At 56.8% G+C, this 16,551-nt stretch carries 11 protein-coding genes; 9 read left to right on the forward strand and 2 right to left on the reverse strand.

Going from position 1 to position 16,551, the window contains the following annotated elements:
* Window positions 1-69: 69 nt before the first annotated feature.
* The 6 genes from OZX67_RS01445 (at window position 70) to OZX67_RS01470 (ending at window position 8,671) form a co-directional block, all read left to right on the forward strand.
* The gene (locus OZX67_RS01445) at window positions 70-1,539 is read left to right on the forward strand and encodes a CoA-acylating methylmalonate-semialdehyde dehydrogenase (protein WP_277143492.1); all 1,470 of its coding nucleotides are present in this window, start codon (window positions 70-72) and stop codon (window positions 1,537-1,539) included.
* Between the two features lie 223 nt (window positions 1,540-1,762).
* The gene (locus tag OZX67_RS01450; RefSeq protein ID WP_277143493.1) at window positions 1,763-2,986 is read left to right on the forward strand and encodes a GNAT family N-acetyltransferase; all 1,224 of its coding nucleotides are present in this window, start codon (window positions 1,763-1,765) and stop codon (window positions 2,984-2,986) included.
* Complete coding sequence (locus OZX67_RS01455; protein WP_277143495.1) at window positions 2,983-3,297, forward strand: DUF2469 domain-containing protein; 315 nt, start codon at window positions 2,983-2,985, stop codon at window positions 3,295-3,297. Before OZX67_RS01450 ends, OZX67_RS01455 begins: the two co-directional genes overlap by 4 nt.
* Window positions 3,298-3,951: 654 nt before the next feature.
* Window positions 3,952-5,634: an NAD(P)/FAD-dependent oxidoreductase gene (locus tag OZX67_RS01460; RefSeq protein ID WP_277143497.1), complete on the forward strand. Its 1,683-nt coding sequence runs from the start codon at window positions 3,952-3,954 to the stop codon at window positions 5,632-5,634.
* A 241-nt stretch (window positions 5,635-5,875) separates the two neighbouring features.
* Window positions 5,876-7,933, forward strand: a complete 2,058-nt coding sequence (gene rho, locus OZX67_RS01465) for a transcription termination factor Rho (protein WP_277143499.1) — start codon at window positions 5,876-5,878, stop codon at window positions 7,931-7,933.
* Window positions 7,934-8,194: 261 nt separating this feature from the next.
* Window positions 8,195-8,671, forward strand: coding sequence for a chorismate mutase (locus OZX67_RS01470; protein ID WP_277143501.1), 477 nt, complete (start codon window positions 8,195-8,197; stop codon window positions 8,669-8,671).
* Window positions 8,672-8,674: 3 nt separating this feature from the next.
* Here the strand turns inward: OZX67_RS01470 and OZX67_RS01475 are convergent, their stop codons facing one another.
* The gene (locus tag OZX67_RS01475; protein WP_348519608.1) at window positions 8,675-9,754 is read right to left on the reverse strand and encodes a LacI family DNA-binding transcriptional regulator; all 1,080 of its coding nucleotides are present in this window, start codon (window positions 9,752-9,754) and stop codon (window positions 8,675-8,677) included.
* A 242-nt stretch (window positions 9,755-9,996) separates the two neighbouring features.
* Between OZX67_RS01475 and OZX67_RS01480 the strand changes: the two genes are divergently transcribed.
* The 3 genes from OZX67_RS01480 (at window position 9,997) to OZX67_RS01490 (ending at window position 13,414) form a co-directional block, all read left to right on the forward strand.
* On the forward strand, window positions 9,997-11,232 hold the full coding sequence (locus tag OZX67_RS01480) for an MFS transporter (RefSeq protein ID WP_277143503.1): 1,236 nt from the start codon (window positions 9,997-9,999) through the stop codon (window positions 11,230-11,232).
* 84 nt (window positions 11,233-11,316) lie between these two features.
* Complete coding sequence (locus OZX67_RS01485) at window positions 11,317-12,171, forward strand: alpha/beta hydrolase (protein WP_277143505.1); 855 nt, start codon at window positions 11,317-11,319, stop codon at window positions 12,169-12,171.
* A 328-nt stretch (window positions 12,172-12,499) separates the two neighbouring features.
* Complete coding sequence (locus tag OZX67_RS01490) at window positions 12,500-13,414, forward strand: hypothetical protein (RefSeq protein ID WP_277143507.1); 915 nt, start codon at window positions 12,500-12,502, stop codon at window positions 13,412-13,414.
* Window positions 13,415-13,674: 260 nt separating this feature from the next.
* Here the strand turns inward: OZX67_RS01490 and ppdK are convergent, their stop codons facing one another.
* Window positions 13,675-16,320, reverse strand: coding sequence for a pyruvate, phosphate dikinase (gene ppdK, locus OZX67_RS01495; protein ID WP_277143509.1), 2,646 nt, complete (start codon window positions 16,318-16,320; stop codon window positions 13,675-13,677).
* Between the last annotated feature and the right edge of the window lie 231 nt (window positions 16,321-16,551).

Consider the following 16,551-nt stretch of genomic DNA (forward strand, 5'->3'; position numbering starts at 1 on the left):
TTGCCACACAGCATGATGTCCAGACGACGTGTCCGGACAGATGTAAATCCATCACAAAGGAGTATGGAAATGAGCAGTGAAGTGAAAATCATCAAGAACTTCGTCGGCGGGCAATGGGTGCAGAGCTCATCGACGGATATGCTCGATGTCTACAATCCCTCGACCGGTGAGGTCATCGCCAAGGTGCCGCTGAGTACCCGGGCCGAACTCGACGCGGCGGTCGACAACGCGGCCGAAGCCTTCAAGACCTGGAGCAAAACCTCGGTCACCAAGCGGGCCCGCATCCTTTTCCGCCTTGAGCAGTTGCTTGAGCAGCATCAGGACGAGCTGGCCGACATCATCACGTTGGAGAACGGCAAGAACCACGCCGAGGCGCTGGGCGAGGTCGGGCGCGGCATCGAGAACGTGATGCACGCCGCCAGCATCCCGAACCTTCTGATGGGCGACAGCCTCTCCACGGTCGCCACGGATGTGGAGGTCACCAATTATCGCTATCCGATAGGCGTGTGCGGCGGAATCTGCCCGTTCAACTTCCCGATGATGGTGCCGTTCTGGATGTTCCCCATGGCCATCGCCTGCGGCAACACCATGGTTCTGAAGCCTTCCGAGAAGACCCCGAACCTGATCGGCAAGGTCGTCGAGCTCACCGTCGAAGCGGGCGTGCCTGCCGGCGTGCTCAACATCGTGCAGGGAAGCAAGGACGTGGTCAATGGCCTTCTGGAGAACCCGACTGTCAAGGCGATTTCGTTCGTCGGCTCCGAGCCCGTGGGTCGTTACGTCTACAAGACCGGAACTAGCAACATGAAGCGGGTGCAGGCCCTGACCGGAGCCAAGAACCACAGCATCGTGCTCGCCGACGCGGACATCGACGACGCGGTGGAGAAAACCATCGGCGGCGGCTTCGGTTCCGCCGGCGAGCGTTGCATGGCAGGTTCGGTCATTGTGGTTCAGGATTCCGTGGCGGACGAGTTCGTCAGCAAGTTCGTCAACGCGGCCTCGCAGCTTTCGATGGGCAACACCTGCGAGGACGATTACTTCATGGGCCCGGTCATCCGCAAGGAAGCCCAGCAGCGCACGTTCAACTACATCGATGCCGGCGTCAAGGCCGGTGCCAAGCTTCTGCTCGATGGCCGCAAAAACCTGCCAAGCGAAGGCTATTTCGTCGGACCCACGATTTTCGACGGCGTCACCACTGACATGTCGATCTGGACCGACGAGATCTTCGCCCCGGTCGTCGATATCATCAGGGTCAAGGACTTGCCGGAAGCCGTGAGCGTGGCCAACAGCAGCAAACTGGCGAACGGCGCATGCCTGTTCACCAACAGCGCCGACGCCATCCGTTACTTCCGCGAGAACATCGACGCAGGTATGCTCGGCGTCAATCTCGGCGTCCCCGCACCCGTCGCCTTCTATGCCTTCTCCGGATGGAAGAATTCGTTCTACGGCGATCTGCACGCCAACGGTAAGGATTCCGTGGAGTTCTACACTCACCGCAAGGTGGTCACTGCGCAATACAAGCAGGGCAGGTTCCAACGCTGAACGCAGTTGTGTCGATTGATTCCAATCCACAGTAGGTTTCTCAATGGCCTCGTGATCTATGCCACGAGGCCATTTTGCGCGCCGGGCTGCACTTCGCTGCAGTGGCTATGTGCTTCTTCCTCACTGACTGTACTTTCGGCTTTGTATGGCCCTTCCGCTCGTCAGTCGAATACACTATCGTAGTAGTGAGGTGTGTCTCGAGTTTGTTGGAGGGTGAGTGACGATGTCTGAAAACTCCGAAATTCCCGCAGTGGATGATGCGACGGCGCGACAGCTGCCCAAGCGTATCGTTATTCCGGAGATTCGTGGTGAAATGGTGCATTTGCGCCCCGCCACCCTCGACGATATTCCCAAGCTCGATCAACTTGAGGTTTATTTCAACGCTTCCGGCGACACCGGCAAAGACAAGCAGTCCGAGCGCGCCGTCGTACAGGCTTGGGTCAAGCGTTCCGTGGCCTGGGTCAACGGCATCGCCGCCTCCGATTCGGGAGTAGGCGACCCAGAGGCCCGTCGCACGATGGCCTGGGCGATTTTGACGGACGCCGACCACGATATCGACGGCAAGATCGATGCCGGTGCCACCGACAACGTCATCGGCATGATTTTCCTGATCGATATCGACGCATGGGCACGTTCCGCCCGAATTCAGGTGATGCTCGGCAAGGATTACCGCGGCCGCGGCTATTCCCGCGACGCGATGCCACGTGTGATGACCTATGGTTTCGCCGCCCCGCCGGTCGGCCTTGGCATGCACCGAATCTGGGTGGCCGTGCCGGAGAAGAGCTCGCGTACGCTTTCCGTGTATCAATCTCTTGGCTTCATTAAATCCGGCACCTCGCGTGATTCGCTGTGGGACGCCTCCATTGGCAAGTATCAGGATTTGATAGTTCTTGATACTCTTGCCGATGAATACGATCCGATTCGTTCGCTTGACGCCTTCGGCATGCATGTCATCGAAGGCAACCCCGGTGTCAAGGAAGCCATGGCCGCGCGGGAACATTCCATCGAAATCAAGCAGCACAAAGCCAGAAAAGACAAGTCCGATGTGGCCGGTGCCGATGCCAGTTGCGGCGAAACCGAAAGAAACGAATCCTCTCGTCCCGCTACCGGGCTGGGCAATGACCGAGAGCCCGAACGCGATGGTCAAAACGGTGGAAAAGACACCGTGAATCGATCCGTTCGCAACGCCGATTCAAAGGGCGACGAGGCTAGGGATAAAACCCGTTCGCAAGATTTCTCTTCGCCATCTTCAAAGAGTGAAGCGCGACATAATGCCCACAAGCGCAATGCCGACGATGATTCCGAAACGTCATGGCCTTATTCGGCCACGCAAAGCAAGAAATCGAAAAAGGCGTGGTGGCGTAATCTTGGCCATAACGGCCAGAACAATGGCGACGCCGACCGCAAGACGGCTTCAACCGATAAATCAGGGGGTAGCGACAGGTGAGCGCTGAAGATCTCGACGATTACGAGATGAACGCCGAACTGGCGCTCTACAAGGAGTACCGCGACGTCATCAAGCTCTTCACCTACGTCGTGGAGACGGAACGACGCTTCTACCTGGCCAACAAGGTCGATTTCAACGTACGCTCCGCCGGGCAGGATGTCTATTTCGACGTGCAGCTCACCGACGCGTGGGTCTGGGACGTGTATCGTTCCTCGCGGTTTGTCAAGAACGTGAGGATTGTTACGTTTAAGGATGTCAACGTAGAGGAAGTGCAGAAGTCCGACATCGATATTCCTGATTCTTTGGCTTAGAAACAGTTACAACTGACGGTCTGGGAGGCAGAGACATACATTGCTCGACACGCTCCGGGCTGAGCCGTTAAGCGAAAAGCCCAGTGGGCTTTTCGTAGGCGAAGTGAGCGCGATGTATCGAGCGCGAAGGCAAAATTTCTAATTTTGCACAGGCCGAGTCTTTACGGTCAAACAACGCATATATTTCTCCCCGCCACCTCAGCCGGAGAATCAAGTAGGAGACGACTGAATCGATGTCGAAGTTCTGAGGGCACTTTTAAGCGAATAAAAAAAGACTCTTATTGGTTAAAAACCCTTTATTAACAGTTGATTGTTGAAGATGGAGGGGAAGATATGCTTTGCTCGGGCGTAAGACACAGCCTGTGCAGAATTGGAAATTCTGCCTTCGCGCTCGTACATCGCGCTCACTGAACCTACGAAAAGCCCACAGGGCTTTTCGCTTAACGGTTCAGCCAGGAGCGTCCCGAGCGAAGTATATCTTCCCCTCCATCGTGAGTTAGTTTTCCAAAGTGATTTAATTTCCAGCGAACTTGGAGAATGTTCGTGTATGTTATATGGGATTGATTGGTCTGGTTTGCGCTTTCGTGTAGGCTGGTTCTGACTTGTGTAATGGGGCGTATCGGCTTCAAGGTATGTATTTTTCGGGAGGCAGTTGTGGCTGAGGATGCGGATAAAAAGTCTGTAGTGATTATCGGGGGCGGTCCTGCGGGTCTCACGGCGGCTTGGGAGCTCTTGAAGGACGGCGGCGCCGAAAAGTATGATGTGACCGTTTTGGAGGCCACGCGCGAGTTCGGCGGCATCAGCCGTACCGTCAAGCACAACGGCAATCGCATGGATATCGGCGGGCATCGGTTCTTCTCGAAGGACGACCGCGTGATGGACTGGTGGAAGAACATCATGCCGCTGCAGGGCGCCCCGTCTTATGACGACAAGAAGCTCGGCCGCCACCATGACCTTGAGCCCGGCGGCCCGGATCCGGAGAAGACGGATGTGGTGATGCTCAAGCGCCATCGCGTCTCTCGTATTTTCTGGAACCGGCATTTCCTGGACTATCCGATTTCCCTTTCCCCGGGCCTGTTCAAGGCGCTGGGCCTGAAGCTGACGTTGAAGGCCGGGTTCAGCTATTTGTGGAGCATGATCCACAAGCTGCCCGAAGACAATCTCGAGAATTTCTATATCAACCGTTTCGGCCGTCAGCTCTACTCGATGTTCTTCGAAGGCTACACCACCAAGGTGTGGGGCCGTACCCCCGCCGAGATTTCCGCGGATTGGGGCGCACAGCGTGTGCGTGGCCTGAGCGTCATTTCCGTGCTGAAGAACGCCATCCAAAAGATGATGCCGAAGAAGCGGGATTCCAAGGATGTGGAGACCTCGCTGATTGAGGAGTTCTGGTACCCGAAGCTCGGCCCGGGCCAGCTCTGGGAAATCGTCGAGGGCCAGGTCATCGACGGCGGCGGCAAGGTTTTGACCGACGCGAACGTTGTCGAGCTGCGCCAGAAGGACGACGGCAGCATTTTGAGCGTGGTCTACGAGGATGCCGACGGCAAGCGCGTCGAGCTTGCGGCCGACGACTTTATCTCCTCGATGCCGGTCAAGGATCTGGTCAATGCCATCGATCGTGCGGCCAAGGAAGACGAGGCCGGTAAGGATTCCGATTCCAAGGGCAACGCAGGTAAGGCTCCTTCCAAGGAAGTCGCCACGACCTCGGAAGACGTACCCGCTGACATGAAGCGCATCGCCAACGGGCTGCCGTACCGAGACTTCGTCACCGTCGGTCTGCTGGTCAAGCATCTAAGGCTCAAGAACACCACCGACATGAAGACGCTCGGTAACCCGCCCATCGTGCCGGACTGCTGGATCTACGTGCAGGACCCGGGCTACAAGGTCGGTCGTATCCAGATCTTCAACAACTGGAGCCCGTATATGGTCAAGAATGTGGACGACACCGTCTGGATTGGCCTCGAGTACTTCTGCGAGGAAGGCGACGACTTCTGGAATATGAGCGACGAGGAAGCCACCACGTTCGCCATCAAGGAGCTGACCCGCATGCGCGTGATCAACGGTCCCGAGGACGTCCTGGATTCCCACCGCGAGCACGTCAAGAAGGCGTACCCCGCTTACTTCGACACCTACGACGAGATGCCGCAGCTGATCGATTATCTCGATTCCTTTGGCAATTTGTATTGCGTCGGCCGCAACGGCCAGCATCGCTACAACAACCAGGACCATTCCATGGCCAGTGCGATGGAGGCTGTGGGCAATATCAAGTCCGGTCGCGCCGACAAGAAGAACGTCTGGTCGGTCAACACCGAAAAGTCCTACCATGAGGAGAAGTAACCGATAACTGGTTTTACCTTGCTTAAGGCGAATGTTCCAAACGGGACGTTCGCCTTTTGTGTTTTCCGACACGCGCTTGCCTTGAGCGTAGCGAAGGTCGCACATCGGTTGTACGCTAAAGGAAAGTTCGAAAACCACATGTTGGTATCGAACATTCATACGCGGTTTATAAAATATACCGCATCTTTTTCATTAAGCTTCCGGGCAATGCCGTAGGAAGTCAAGGAAAGGCAACATTATCGTGGCAACTAGCCAGAATATTGAGGATATGAAGCTGCCTGAGCTGAAGACGCTCGCCAAGCAGATGGGGCTTCGCGGTACGTCAACGATGCGTAAGCCGGAATTGCTCGCCACCCTTCAAGCCGCAAGAACAGGCGGCGAGGCGCCCAGCGGCGTCACGGTTCGTGCCCCCAAGGCCGCGCCTAAAACCGCTGAAAAGAAGAGCGTCGATAACGATACATCCAAAGTCGCGCAGAAGCAGGCTCCTGCTTCCAAACCTGCCGACGAACCGTCAAGCCGAGAAAGCAAGGAATCCGTTCCTGCCCGCAAATCCGGAAACGCTATGTCGGGCAACGCCGAAAAACGCGAGAAGGCACCGGTCAGGGCCATTCGGCATTCCTCGATTGATGTGAATGCAAAACGTTCGCAAAAGCAGGAAAACCAGGAAGAACGTGCGTCGCAAGAGCCCAGGCTTTTTGACAATGAAGAACCTCTGCACCGTCGTAACCGGTCATTCGTCGCGCACCGTCGCGGTGAACGTGAAATGGAAGAGGGCAACGAGGAACGCCCCCGCCGCCGCAACTATCGCGCCGAGCAGCAGTCCCGTCACGATACCGCTTCCAACGAGGTTCGCGATTTGGACGATATTCTCGCGACGCTGCCTGTTGTCGGCAATGACGAGGGAAACGCCAACGACGTCAAAGAGGAAGAGCCCCGTCGTGAGTTCGTCCGCCACACCCGTCGCAACGATCGCTACAACCGCGAGGATCGCGGAAACGAGCGGCACCAGCGCAGGATGCGCGGGCGCGATCGCAACAACAATTATGACTATAAGGATCGCAACGATCGCAATGATCGTATGGAACGCGCCGACCGTTACAGCAACAACGACGGTATGAACGAAGAGGACGCGCGCGACCGTCGCGGCAATGATTCCAAGGAAGGGCTGGTTCCCGTCGCAGGTATCGTCGACGTGCTCGATTCCTATGCGTTCATCCGCACTTCCGGCTATCTGCCGGGGCCGAACGACGTCTACGTTTCCATGGGTCAGATTCGCAAGTACGGCTTGCGCAAGGGCGACGGCGTGCAGGGCTTCATCCGTGAGCCTCGCGAAGGCGAACGTCGCAACCAGCGTCAGAAGTTCGTGCCGCTGCAATCCATCGAGACCATCAACGGCATGAGTGTCGAGGACGCTGCCAACCGTGCGCAGTTCTCCAAGCTCACCCCGCTGTATCCGCAGGAGCGCTTGAAGCAGGAGACCACGCCGAACAAGATTATGGGCAGGCTCATCGACCTCGTCGCTCCTATCGGCAAGGGCCAGCGCGGTCTGATCGTCTCTCCGCCGAAGGCCGGCAAGACCATTACTCTACAGAATATCGCCAACTCGATCGCGGTCAACAACCCTGAGGTGCACCTGATGGTGGTGCTTGTGGATGAACGCCCCGAGGAAGTCACCGACATGGAACGCACCGTGCAGGGCGAGGTCATCTCCTCGACCTTCGACCGCCCCGCCTCCGACCACACCACCGTCGCCGAACTCGCTATCGAACGTGCCAAGCGCCTGGTGGAACTCGGCCAGGACGTGGTGGTGCTGCTTGATTCCATGACCCGCCTCGCCCGTGCCTACAATATCGCCGCACCGGCTTCCGGCCGTGTGCTTTCCGGTGGTGTTGACGCGCAGGCGCTCTACCCGCCCAAGAAGTTCTTCGGCGCGGCCCGCAACATCGAAAACGGCGGATCGCTGACCATCATTTCTTCGGCGCTGGTTGAGACCGGATCCAAGATGGACGAGGTCATCTTCGAGGAATTCAAGGGCACCGGCAACATGGAACTGCGCCTTTCGCGAGACCTGGCCAATAAGCGTCTCTTCCCGGCCATCGACATCAACGCCTCCGGCACCCGCCGCGAGGAGCTCATCACGCCGAAGGACGAGCTGGCGGTCATCTACAGCCTGCGTCGTCTGCTTGGCGGTATGGAGCCGGAGAAGGCCTATCAGACCATCGTGCCTAATCTGAAGAAGACGGCGACGAACCGCGACTTCCTCCAGGCGATCATCAAGCAGAACGCCAATAACATCTAGCTGTCATTCAATACATGTATAGCGGGGAATCCATCGCAGCGGTGGGTTCCCCGTTTTTGTTATTCGCTGTCGCGAGCCGTTGCATTTGCGACGCTTATCGAGGGCAAAGCGTCTCGTTTGCAAGATTGGATTGTGAATGAGACGCTGCTGAGTGGTTTTGCGTCTGATGTGCAAGAGTTACTTGCATTTGCGACGCGTTGGTGACATGTGGCGTCGCAAACGCAATGAATAATGGTGGGGCTCTTGTCGTATGGTGAGTACATGACTGATTTTTGCGAGACCAACGACGCAACCGCGACGGACAATGCAGCTAGCACCGGCGACGCCGCAAATGCCGATGGCGCCAAAGACACTTCAAAAACCGTCGGATGGCGTGACACCACCATCGACGATGCGCAGGAGCGAATCAACCCCGAGACTGCGCAGGCCGTTCAGCGCATCAAGCGGCTGCGTCAGTCCATCGACAACGTGGACACGGCCATCGTCTCCTTGCTTGCGGAACGCTTCAAATACACCGCCGAGGTCGGCGTCTTGAAAGCTCAGGCCGGGTTTGCACCGGAGGATCGGGAACGCGAAAACCGGCAGGCCAAGCGGCTCAAAGAGGTCGCCATCGATGCCGGGCTCGACCCAAGCATCGAGGAGAATTACCGTGAGTTTGTGGTCACCGAAGCCAAAAAGCGCCACCAGCGCATCGCCGAAGCCGGTGGCGACCCTGGTGTGCTCGATATTTACGCGTGAGCATCAAGCCGATTTGCGCTTTACAACCCATACATTCTGCGGTCCTAGTGCAATGCCGTCTTTATCCTGTTTTTCGTTTTTCTTGCCGTGACGCTCGTGTTGCCTCTCGTCAATTGCTTCTTTGATCTGAGCGACATATTCCGACATATCGTGATCGAAATCGACGGTGGTCAATGAAGGCTCAAAATATTGCCCCATCGAAAGATTATCGACGCCAATCACCTTGAGATCGTCGGGCACTTTGATGCCCATTTCCTTGCAACCTGTCAAAACCGCGGCGGCGCAGTCGTCATTGAAACAGCAGATTGCATCAGTTTGTTTTTCCCTGATGGTTTTGAGGGCCTCACGTACGGATTCGAAGTCTTGCAGATCGATTTCAAGGTTGCATGTCAGTTTTTGGCCGGATTGTGCCAGCGCGTCTTCGACGCCGCGGATTCGGAAAGCGCGCAGACCGAAGCCGAGGGGATCACTGGCTCCGATATAACCGATTCGTTTGCAGCCGCCCGAAATAAGGTATTTGCCTTGGGTGTTTCCCAGATTGTATTGGAAGCGCGAAAAAACGGGCATTGGCTCCTGGTCGACGTCGGGCGACCAGAATTCTACCAGCGGAATTCCCAGATTCTTAAGAAGTTTGCGGTCACCGTCCGAAAAATCGAAGAACGGTACGACGACCCCAGGCGTCATGTCCGAAAGCAACTGTCTCAGAGGTGTTGTCGTGCCTGCTGAACGTGAAAATACGCAAGACAATCCGGCGTTGGTGAGTTGCTTGCTCAGTGCGTTCCACATGCTGTCGGCGCGGCCCGATGGCATCCATCCCGGAGCGAGGCAAAGGACGGTGCTGCCGTGGCCTTTGCGCAGTGTCCTTGCTTCAGCAGATGGGACGAAACCCAGCTTTTGCGCGGCTTGCAGAACGCGCTCGCGTGTGCGTTCCGGAATCGAACCTGCTTTTTCGTTCATCACCATGCTCACGGTTGTGCGGGACACGCCGGCTTCCTTGGCCACATCGGCGCTTGTCGTCTTATGAATATGCAATTCCCGTCCAACCTTAAACGTAGTTATTTCCCCAAAGTAGTATACCGGCACGCCTGTGCAAATTAGATTTAGGTATAGGCAGGAGAAGGGGTTTGCCTATATGAAATCGGCCTTGGTTTTGACAAATTGGATTTATGCTCTATACTGCCTAGTGACACGTGTTACTGACACGAATCACTAACTCGTGTTACTTAAATTGTCAGCGAATTACTGACAAGTGAGACCGAAGGAGATCTAACTTGAGTTCCGACATTCAAGCAACTGGAGCAAAGACGCCGGTTGTGAAACATAAAATGAGCGTTACCCGCATTTTGGGCCTGCTGATGCCCACGATTATCGCTCTCTACGGCGTTTATCAGGCGATCAACCAGGTGTTGCTGCCTGCTCAGATTGCACAAATCTCGCCGTCGGGCAAGGTGCATTACATGGCCATCGCCTCGCTGGTGGAATCCGTGGTCGGCACCATCATCCTGCCTGTGGGCGCAGCTATCTCTGACCGCACGCAGACCAAGTTTGGCAAGCGTACGCCATGGCTGCTTTTCTCGGCTGTCGGCACCTTGATTACCTGCCTGATCATGGCTACGGCAAAATCGATTCCCGTCGTCGTTATCATGGCCGGTTTCGTATGGTTCTTCGCCAATTGGTATCAGGGCGTGATTTACGCGGTCATCCCCGATCGCATTCCTGAGAATTATCGCGGTCTTGCGTCCTCCGCTGCCGGCTTGGGTCTTCCGTTCGGCATCCTGATTTTCGTCAATATCGCCGCTCGTACCAGCCGGTTTGTCGGCTATGCCGTCGTTGGCGTCTTCATCGTACTCACCACGATCCTGTTCGTCGTCTTTGCCCGTGAGGACTCTTCGATCCGCGCGAAAGTCGAAGTTCAGGAAGCCCAAGAGACCTCGGAAACCGAGGAGGCGCCAGCCAAGCACACCGCGTTCTTCTCCGCTTTCCTTCATCGCGATTTCACCATGGCTTTCCTTTCCCGTTTCCTGTTCTTCTTCGCGAATTTCGCGGTTTCCAATTTCACGTTCTATATTCTGAGCGATTACATCGGCGTGAAGAACCTGCCGAGCGCCAATGTCGCCGCCAACGTCGCAACCGTTTCGACGTTCTCTACCGTCGCGCAGATCATCGCGATCATCGTTTTCGGCAAGCTTGCGGACGTGCTCGACAGAAGAAAGATGATTGTGGCGCTTTCCTCGATTACCTACATGGTCTCGTTCATCGTCCCGCTCGTCTCCAAGACCTGGGTCGGAATGTTGATTTATGCCGTGATCAGCGGTGCTGCGTCCGGTGTCTACTTCGCGGTCGATATCGCCGTGATGTCGCTGGTGCTGCCCAGCAAGGCCGATGAAGGACGTGACCTTGGCATCCTCGCGATCGCCACTTCGGTTCCCGCCGCCGTGGCCCCGCTTGTGGGTTCGACATTGCTCGACATCTCCGGCACGTATGCTTCGATTTTCGTCTTCGGAATCGTTACGGCCCTGTTGGGTGGCCTGTTTGCGTTCTTGATCAAGTCGGTGCGCTGACGCTCATCAAAGCGCCGATAGACAGAGTCAGGCGCTGATTGAAAACTATTGTCTAGTAATAGAATCTAATTAAAAGAGGTATAAATGCCATACGCAAAAAACAAGGATGTATCGCTGTATTACGAAGCGTACGGTCCTGAAAACGGCCCGGCACTGATCATGGTCGAGGGCTATACCGCACAGATGGTCGGCTGGGAGCGTGGTTTCGTAGAGAACCTGAATGCTGCCGGTATCCGCACCATTCTGATGGACAATCGCGATGTGGGGCTTTCCTCGCAGGTCGCGGGGCCCGACCAGATCGGCAAATGCTATTCGGTTGCCGACATGGCCGATGACGTCGTGGCCGTCGCCGACGCCTGCGGACTCAAGAAGTTCCATGTTTTGGGCCAGTCGATGGGCGGCATGATCGCGCAGCAACTGCTGGTCGACCACGAAGACCGTCTCAAGTCCGCCAGCATTTTCTTTACGGCGCCGGCCAACCAGCCCCAGTGGATGTCAGAGTCGAATTCGTCGGGCGACAGCGAGACCAAGGGTCTTGACGCGGCGGACTCCAGGGACGAAGCGATCGAGATCTTCATCTCTCGTGAGCGTGCCTGCCACGAAGGTTCCATCTACGGATTCGACGAGCAGTGGGCGCGTGAGCTCGGCGGCATCACCTATGACCGTTGCTACCGCGTTGACGGCTGGCGCCGCCAGCAGGCCGCGATGTCCGATTTTGCCATCGATGCCGATAAGCTCGGGGCCAGCACGGTTCCTTCTCTCGTCATTCATGGCCGCAACGACCCGTTCTTCAATGACGCGGCCACGTGGTTCATCGCCGACCATCTGAAGAATTCCGAAGTGCATGTCTATCCCGGCATGGCACATGAGATTCCTCGGCCGCTGTGGGGAGAATTCACGAAATTCATCGCTCGCACGGTTCGCCGCGGGGAGCAGTGAACTGGGGCCGTGTTTAAGGCATTTTGATGCGGTGTTGGTGAGCCGCGTAGCTCTTTGCCTGTAACACTCATCTGCAAGGGTGCCGCGATTTCCGATTTCAGGGGAATTGCGGCACCCTTTTTGTTGCTTTTCAATAATCGGGTTATGTTGCTTTCGTTCATCGGGAAGATTTCGATTCTGGTTCCGTTCTGTTTTCCTTCAATCGGTTTATTGCCACCTATGGCGTCAGATGAATGCAAGTGCGGCTATCCGCGGCTGATTTTTCGAGCCCGGCAATGATAGTATTGCTTTGTAATGTATTTCAGCATATATTGGCAAGGAGGCTGATGTGAGCAAGAAACACGGCAAGAACAAAAAGGTCATTAGCAGGAAAAACTTCAAGATTATCGACAATGTGGACACCCCTGAAAAGCGGCTTGAAGACCGGATGTCGTTGATGCAGATGGCGATGGACGAATATGATGAATATCTGGGTGGAACACTGGATCATTCGGTTTCGTGGTATCTGATGTGCTCGTGGAACGGTCTGACGACCATACAAAGCGCGATTCTGATTGCGCGTCTCGCTACGCTGCTCGATGCCTCGCAAACTGGTGACAAATGGACTCCGTTTGTTCATGCGCATCAGGGCAAGCACGGTCTGGAAATCTACGCCAGGAAGGACAAGTCGAAGCGTGAAAAGGGGCCTGCGTTCGACGTCAAGCATATCCGCATGGTCATGCGTTCGGTGATGACCAAGGACAAGCTCGCAACCATCACCGACGAGCAGGTGATGAGTTTCGCCCGCACATTGCGAGACATCGCGGTGCGCGAGGAGGAGCGTGAGGCGAAAGACGACCGGAAAGATGGCCCGAACTCCCCGGGATCCGTTGCGTTTGAGGATGCGAAGGGATATGCCGATGTAGATGCATTGGATGACGTTGACGACATCGACGATGGTGGCGATACTGAGGGTGAGGCCGGTATCGATTTTGACGCCATGGCCGATGAGGAAGCGGATTTCGAGCCATCCGACGGTGACGAGGATGCCGGAGTCCTGGGTGAAACCGGGCCTCTGAGCGAATCCGCTGCGGCGGAAGGATTGCCGGAGGGTGATGCCGAAAGTAGCACCGAAAGCAGTACTGAAGGGGACAAAGGCCGGGAAAACGAAAATCATGCCGGTTCCGGCCACGATGACCCATTGGCGGATATTCCCGAACTGAAAAGGTTGGATTTGGGGAAAGCTGGGAAGGATAAGAAATAAGGATTATCGAATCATAATAAAGTTAACATGGTTGGTGACTTATGGTAAGGCGAATATGGGCCGTATAGAATGCGGATAGATGCATATCATCGCAGATATATAAGCATATAGGCAACGTCCGTTTGTGCCGTTGATTTTCTGTTCCGCGGTTTGCCATAGGGAATAACAATTGATGCTGTCTGAAACCAGTAAGGTCTCCGGTTTCAGACAGCATCATATTTTACGCGTTTGTCGATTCAGTGGTTTGTCGACATTTTGCGTTATCGGCGTTCGGGCGCGTGGCGTCCCAACGCGGCCTGTGCAGCGGCGAGACGGGCCACGGGCACACGGTAGGTGGAGCACGAAACGTAATCCAGCCCCACGCCTTCGCAGAACTCGATCGATTCCGGGTCCCCTCCGTGTTCGCCGCAGATGCCGACCCTGAGGTTCGGGCGGACGCGTCTGCCGGAGTCGACGGCCATCTTGATGAGTCGGCCCACGCCCTTGCGGTCCAAATGCGAGAACGGGTCTTCCTTCAAGAGGCCCTTGTCGTAGTAATCCTGCAGGAACGAGCCGGCGTCGTCGCGGCTCAGGCCGAAGGTCATCTGTGTCAGGTCGTTGGTGCCGAAGGAGAAGAACTCGGCTCTGGCGGCGATGTCGCCGGCGGTCAGTGCGGCGCGCGGCGTCTCGATCATCGTACCGACCGAGCAATAGAGCGAGATGCCTGAGCTGGCGATGACCTCCTTGGCCGTGGTTTCGACGATTGATTTCACATAATCGAATTCGGCCGATTCGCTCACCAGCGGGATCATGATTTCCGGGGCGACCGTCCAATCGGGGTGCTCGCGCTTGATCTCCACAGCGGCTTCAAGCACGGCCCTGGTTTGCATGCGGGCGATCGAAGGATAGGTCACCGCGAGTCGGCACCCGCGATGGCCGAGCATCGGGTTGACTTCGGTGAGCTCGGCGGTGGCGCGGTTGATGTCCTCGACGCTTTGGCCGGTCGTTTCGGCCAGCGCGGCCACGGCCTCCGGGGTCTTGGGCAGGAACTCGTGCAGCGGCGGATCGATGAGGCGCACCGTCATCGGTTCGCCCTCCATCGCCTCGTACATCGCCTTGAAGTCCTCACGTTGCATCGGCAGCAGCACGTCGAGCGCGGCCTGTCGTTCGTCCTCGTCGCGTGCCACAATCATCCGCCTGATGGCGTCGATGCGTTCCGGGCGGAAGAACATGTGCTCGGTGCGGCACAGGCCAATGCCCTCGGCCCCGAGCTCGCGCGAACGGCGTGCGTCTTCGGGGGTGTCGGCGTTCGCGCGTACCTCAAGTCTGCGGAAACGGTCGGCCCATGACATCACGCGGCCGAACGCGCCGGTCATGGAGGCCGGTTCCGTTTCGAGCTTGCCCTCGTAAACCGAACCAGAACCGCCATCGAGCGAAATCCAGTCGCCTTCATTGAGCTGGTGACCGCCGATAGTGCAGCTTCCGTCATCGGCGAATTGCAGCGCCGAAACCCCGGAAACGCAGCACTTGCCGATGCCGCGTGCCACCACGGCCGCATGGCTGGTCATGCCGCCGCGGGCGGTCATGATGCCTTCGGCGTGGTGCATGCCCACGATGTCCTCCGGGGTGGTGTCGCGGCGGACGAGAATGACGTGCTCGCCGCGATTCGACCAGGCTTCGGCATCGTCGGAGGAAAAGACCACGCGGCCGGCCGCCGCTCCCGGCGATGCCGCCAGACCGGTGCCCAGCACGGTCCCGGTTTTCAGTGCCTCGTCGGTGAAGCGGGGGTGCAGCATGGCGGTGATATAGGTCGGGTCAATCGAGCAGACGGCGTCCTCCTGGGTGAGCACACCCTCGTCCACCAGGTCGCTGGCGATCTGGAAGGCGGCTTGCGGGGTGCGCTTGCCGTTGCGGGTCTGGAGCATGAAGAGGTGCCCCTCCTCGATGGTGAACTCCATGTCCTGCATGTCCCGATAGTGCAGCTCAAGCTTGTGCACAATCTGCTCGAAGGTCTCGTAGAGCGCGGGATTGCGGGTTTTCAGGGTCTCGATCGGTTCGGGGGTGCGAACGCCGGAAACGACGTCCTCGCCCTGCGCGTTCATCAGGTATTCGCCGAACAGCCCTTTTTCGCCGTTGACCGGATTGCGCGAGAAGGCCACGCCGGTGCCGGAATCCTCGGAAAGGTTGCCGAAGACCATGCGCTGCACCGTGACGGCGGTGCCCCAATCGTCGGGAATATTGTTCATCTTGCGGAAGTAGACGGCGCGAGGGTTGTTCCAGGAACGGAAGACCGCTTTGATGGCTTCGAACAGCTGCGTGGCCGGTTCGGTGGGGAAGTCCTCGCCCTTGGCCGTCCTGTAGTCCTCCAGGAAGCGGTCGGCGAGCCACTGCATGTCTTGTGCGTCGAGATCGACGTCTGATTCCACGCCGCGTTCGGCCTTGCGCTGGTCGATGCGATGCTCGAAGATGTCCTCATTGATGCCCATAACCACGTTGCCGTACATCTGGATAAAGCGACGGTAGGAATCCCAGGCCCAGCGCGCATTGCCGGATTTTTCGCCCAGCGCCTCGACCACATCCCGGTTCAAACCCAGATTGAGGATGGTGTCCATCATGCCGGGCATCGAGACCTGTGCGCCGGAACGCACCGAAACCAGCAGCGGATTGTCGGCGTCACCAAGCGTCTTGCCGGTACGTTGCTCCAGTTGAGCCAAGGCGTCCAATACTGGCTGGTGGATTTCCGCGTCGATACCATCTGGATTTTTCATATAGCTTCGGCAGGCTTCGGTGGTGATGGTAAAGCCTTCCGGCACCGGCATCCCCAGCTTGGTCATTTCGGCCACGCCGGCTCCCTTGCCGCCCAAAAGGTCGCGCATCGAGGCGTCGCCTTCCGAGAATTGGTATACGTATTGTGTGCTACTGTGCATCTATCTTTCCCTCATTGGACCTTGTGAATTTCGGACGGCTGCCACATGGTGAATACGAAACCGGCGATGTGATGACAATCTTGCAGCGTTTAATTCAAAATAGTCGGAAAATGAGCGTTGTCAAATCGATTGACGTTTTTTAGGCGATTTGTCCGGTTTATGAGACTTCTGGAGGTGTATCGCAAAGCGAAATGACATGGAAACGATTGATGCAAAATGAAGATATGAGGA

It is taken from the genome of Bifidobacterium sp. ESL0728, assembly GCF_029392015.1.
Classification (GTDB): Bacteria; Actinomycetota; Actinomycetes; order Actinomycetales; family Bifidobacteriaceae; genus Bifidobacterium.

Bases quoted from the DNA above. Each gene is read 5' to 3' on its own strand.
- OZX67_RS01445 (WP_277143492.1), top strand. From the start codon at position 70: ATGAGCAGTGAAGTGAAAATCATCAAGAACTTCGTCGGCGGGCAATGG.
- OZX67_RS01450 (WP_277143493.1), top strand. From the start codon at position 1,763: ATGTCTGAAAACTCCGAAATTCCCGCAGTGGATGATGCGACGGCGCGA.
- OZX67_RS01470 (WP_277143501.1), top strand. From the start codon at position 8,195: ATGACTGATTTTTGCGAGACCAACGACGCAACCGCGACGGACAATGCA.
- OZX67_RS01480 (WP_277143503.1), top strand. From the start codon at position 9,997: ATGAGCGTTACCCGCATTTTGGGCCTGCTGATGCCCACGATTATCGCT.
- OZX67_RS01485 (WP_277143505.1), top strand. From the start codon at position 11,317: ATGCCATACGCAAAAAACAAGGATGTATCGCTGTATTACGAAGCGTAC.
- ppdK (WP_277143509.1), bottom strand. From the start codon at position 16,320: ATGCACAGTAGCACACAATACGTATACCAATTCTCGGAAGGCGACGCC.